This window comes from Mucilaginibacter sp. (assembly GCF_028288105.1).
Classification (GTDB): domain Bacteria; phylum Bacteroidota; class Bacteroidia; order Sphingobacteriales; family Sphingobacteriaceae; genus Mucilaginibacter.
This window is the reverse complement of the sequence record NZ_JAQBOI010000008.1, coordinates 1-4,314: the sequence shown is the minus strand read 5'-3', so window position 1 is coordinate 4,314 and position 4,314 is coordinate 1. Positions and strand designations below refer to the sequence as shown.

Sequence of the window (4,314 nt, the reverse complement as noted above, 5' to 3'; positions counted from 1 at the left end):
ACCTGGATGAACGGTTAAGGGAAATTGGTTTGAAAAAATAGAATATGAAAGCCCCGGTTATCCGGGGTTTTCTGTTTTAAGGGCCTTGAATTTGCGATGATAAATGATAGTCAATTAATGTTTCAACAAAGCTTGATTTTATTTCGATTGATGCCTTGTTACGGTGTAATCACCCCCGGATGCCCGTGTAATCACCCAAAATGAAATATACCCACAAGTAAGTATTGTATGCATAACAGGTCGCGGGCATCTTTGTAAAAAGAAACCCAAACCTCATCTTAAATACAATATTTCGCATATGAAATGCCTAAAACTTATCACAATCTTTTCCATTTTACTTGTTGTTTTATTTACAGTTTCCTGCCAAAAAGAATCAATGGATGATGATGACAGCGAGGATACTGAAGAACCCGACGGAACAGGTGGCACCGCTTCGTTAGAAGCAACCTGGGCCCGCAACGATGGACAAGGAAACGCGTACCTAAAACTTAACGGCAGTACAGCTATGGCCTGCAGTAATGGAACTGCAACAACAGGTACTTATAATTCGGGTGCATCTACCATGACGTTTGTTGTTGGTGGCCAAACCATAATTTTCCCGTTAAAAATGAAAAACGGAAAATTAATTGTTGGTGTTCCTGCACAAGGGACAGTTAATAATCAGGAGACCGAATATGTAAAAACTACAACCTGGCCATGTGGATCCGGTGGTGGTGGCACCGGAACAGGTGGTGGTGGTACAGGTACAGGAAATGGTGGCGGTACAACGCCCCCACCGGCAAAAGGAAGTATTATAGTATGGACCAACCAGACAGAATATGGCTGGAAACCACAAGGTGTAAATGTGATGTATGTAGACGTAGTTGGTATTTCAAATACGCACTCAATTTTTGGAGGGCATTATACATCCGCACCATCGTGCGGGGCATTGTATTGTTACACGGTTGATGTGCCGCCGGGGCAATATACTGTAAAAGGGAAAGTATACTTCCTAAAAGGGTTAGATGGCATAACCCCGCCAACTTACAGCACCAGCCAAAATGTACAAGTACTATCCGGCCAATGCGCTAACGTTATGCTGAAATAAAAAACATGATTGTGATTATAAAAAGAAAGCCTGCTTAAGCTGGCTTTCTTTTTAATTTTTAATAGGTGAGTTATTCCAACACCACTTTTTCGTGCTGGTAGGGGATCTCTACATTAGCAAAGCCTTTTTCCCTTAGCTTATCGGCAAAGTGTTGTTGCACCTCATATTCACCATGCACCAGGAATAATTTTTTTACATGTTTAGGGTCCTGGCAGGATATAAAATGAAGCAGATCCTCGTAATCGCCATGGGCGCTCATACTTTTGATCGATTGTACTTCGGCATTTACCTGGTATTGCTCGCCAAAAATATGCACCTCTTTTTCGCCACGGGCAAGCCTGCCGCCTAACGAGTTTGGTTCGGCGTAGCCAACCATTAAAATGGTATTTTTTTGATTGTTAATGTTATTCTTTATATGATGTTTCACCCTGCCTGCCTCAGCCATGCCCGATGAGGATATGATAACGCAAGGCCTTACATCACTATTTAAAGCGATAGATTCGGCGGTAGACTGTATAAATTTCAAACCCTTAAAACCAAACGGGTCGGCATCTGTCTTCATTACCTCTTTCACATCCTTATTATACACCTCCGGATGATCCCTTAATACTTGTGTAGCTTTTTCAGATAATGGGCTATCAACATAATAAGGTACATCTGGCAATACACCTCTCAGTTCCAGGGCGTTTAGGGCATATAGCAGTTCCTGCGTGCGGCCAACGCTAAAGGCAGGTATGATCACCTTGCCTTTCTTTACCTCGCAGGTTTGTTTAATTACGTCCAGCAAGGCATCTTCAATAGGGCCAATATCTTTATGCAGGCTATCACCATAGGTAGATTCCAGCAAAATATAATCTGCCTGGGGGAAGGTTTGCGGGTTTTTAAGCAACAGATCGCCGTAACGGCCCACATCACCGCTAAAGGTAATATGCGTTTCTTTGCCATCTTCTAAAACAGTAACATGCACTGCCGCGCTGCCCAACACGTGCCCTGCATCAGTAAATTGAAATTTTAAGCGCGGTGTTATCGCGTATTCTTCGTGGTAATCTACAATCTTGAATAAACGCATGGCTTCCATTGCATCATCTTCGGTGTAAAGGGCATCCAGCAGGGGCAAGCCTTTACGGGCACGGTGCTTATTGCTATATTCCACATCCTGCATCTGTATTTTTGCCGAGTCCATTAACAGGATGCGCGCCAGATCCATAGTAGGGGCGGTGCAAAATATCTGGCCTTCAAACCCTTCAGATACCAAACGGGGTATCAATCCGCAATGATCTATATGCGCGTGCGATAAAATAAGGTAGTCGATTTTTTGTGGGTTAAAACCAAAGTGCTCGTTCATGTCTTCGGTTTGGTCGCCTAATCCCTGGAACATGCCGCAATCTAATAATACACTTGTGCCATCCTGTAAACGTAATAAGTGCTTGCTGCCGGTTACATTACGGGCGGCTCCGTGAAAGGTGATATCCATTTATAATTTGGGTTGTGTTTTAGAACCAAATAGACAAATAAAAGTTTAAATTAAAATAAACTAAACATTTAGTTGTTAATTTGATTTATATGATATACCTTAGTATTAAGGTACTAATAGTTATTTAAGGAAATGGAAATAAAAGATTTAACCCGAGCCGAAGAGCAAATTATGCAGGTGTTGTGGACTTTGGAAAAGGGCTTTGTAAAAGATGTTTTAGATGTTTTACCCGAGCCAAAACCGGCATATAATACCGTATCTACAATTATAAGGATACTGGAAACCAAAGGCTTTGTTGATCATAATGCCTTTGGCAAAAGCCACGAGTATTACCCCGTGGTGAGTAAAGAAGAGTACAAAAACTTTGCTGCCGATAAATTACTTAGCGGCTATTTCGATAATTCGGTGAACAGGATATTATCCTTTTTTGTGAATAAGGAAAAAATTAATCTGAAAGAGGCCGATGAGATCATGAAACTGATTGAAAAACTTAAAGATAAATAGTTATGAACTGGTGGCATTATTTATTGCTGGTAAATATTTACCTCACCTTGTTTTTCGGGTTCTATTCTTTATTGCTTCGCCGGGAAACATTTTTTCAGCTTAACCGTATTTATTTGGTTGGTACAGCTATCCTGTCGTTTTTTATACCGCTTATACAAAGCGATTGGGTTAAAAGCCTATTTATTACACAGCAGGTGAAGTACACCATATATGGCAGCAACATAAGTATAACCGATTTAGCGCCTATAAAAGATAACCCGGTTACTATTGGCCAGGTGCTGGTAGTGCTATATACAGCAGGGGTAATGTTTTTGGCGATGAAGTTAATGCTGCAACTGATATTACTAAGGCGGATAATTAAAGATCCGTCACCAAAAACATCTTACTCCTTTTTTAATAAAGTAAAGGTAAGCGAGGGGATAGATGGTAAGGATGTGATAGAAAGCCACGAGTTAGTTCACGCCCGCCAGTTCCACTCGGCCGATGTGCTGATCATAGAAGCGGTGATGATCATAAACTGGTTTAACCCTATTGTTTACCTGTATCGTTTTGCCATAAAGCATGTACACGAATATATTGCCGATAAGCACACACTTGATGCCGGTACCAATAGAGCCGACTATGCCATGCTGTTGTTAAGCCAAACGTTTGAAGCCCCGGCACACCATTTAGTTAACCCGTTTTTTAATCACAGTTTATTAAAAAAGCGGATAATAATGTTACAGAAGAATAAATCGCAGCGTATTAAGCTAATCAAATATGGCCTATCTGCACCATTATTTATATTAATGCTGGTATTATCATCGGCAACAATAAGTAATAGCAGGGCGGTAGATGCCATTCATGATAAAGCTGAGGCCGTTTTTGAAAGCCCTGCTAAGGCAGTGCTGGCAGATACCACTTATCGTACTACTATAGTAACCTACGACCCTAAAAAAGATAAATTACCTGCAGCACCGGCTGATACCATCCCAGAAAACAAAACACAGGTATTTACTGCTGTTGAGCATGCTCCAGGTTTCCCTGGCGGGTATGAAGCTTTTCAACAGTATTTAGCTAAAAACATAAAATATCCCGCCGAAGCAAAAAAGAATAAAGTACAAGGCCGCACGATTTTAACTTTTGTAGTAGAAAAGGATGGTTCGCTATCTGGTATAAAAGTGTTGAGATCATTAGGCAGCGGCACCGATGAAGAGGCCGTACGCGTACTTAAAAACTCACCAAAATGGAAGCCTGGTGTACAAAATGG

General features: G+C 41.2%; 4 protein-coding genes. 3 read left to right on the top strand and 1 reads right to left on the bottom strand.

Annotated elements, in window-relative coordinates; all coding sequences use genetic code 11:
* The first annotated feature begins 298 nt into the window (after positions 1-298).
* Entirely contained in the window at positions 299-1,087 is a 789-nt protein-coding gene (locus JWQ85_RS00505) for a hypothetical protein (protein ID WP_299462290.1), read from the top strand.
* Positions 1,088-1,157: 70 nt separating this feature from the next.
* On the opposite strand, the gene JWQ85_RS00500 is transcribed toward JWQ85_RS00505, so the two are convergent.
* The gene (locus tag JWQ85_RS00500; protein ID WP_299462287.1) at positions 1,158-2,561 is read right to left on the bottom strand and encodes an MBL fold metallo-hydrolase; all 1,404 of its coding nucleotides are present in this window, start codon (positions 2,559-2,561) and stop codon (positions 1,158-1,160) included.
* 132 nt (positions 2,562-2,693) lie between these two features.
* On the opposite strand from JWQ85_RS00500, the gene JWQ85_RS00495 reads away from it, so the two are divergent.
* Complete coding sequence (locus tag JWQ85_RS00495) at positions 2,694-3,065, top strand: BlaI/MecI/CopY family transcriptional regulator (RefSeq protein WP_256540804.1); 372 nt, start codon at positions 2,694-2,696, stop codon at positions 3,063-3,065.
* A gap of 2 nt (positions 3,066-3,067) precedes the next feature.
* Positions 3,068-4,314: M56 family metallopeptidase (locus tag JWQ85_RS00490; RefSeq protein WP_299462278.1), on the top strand; the 1,247-nt coding region annotated here is incomplete at its 3' end.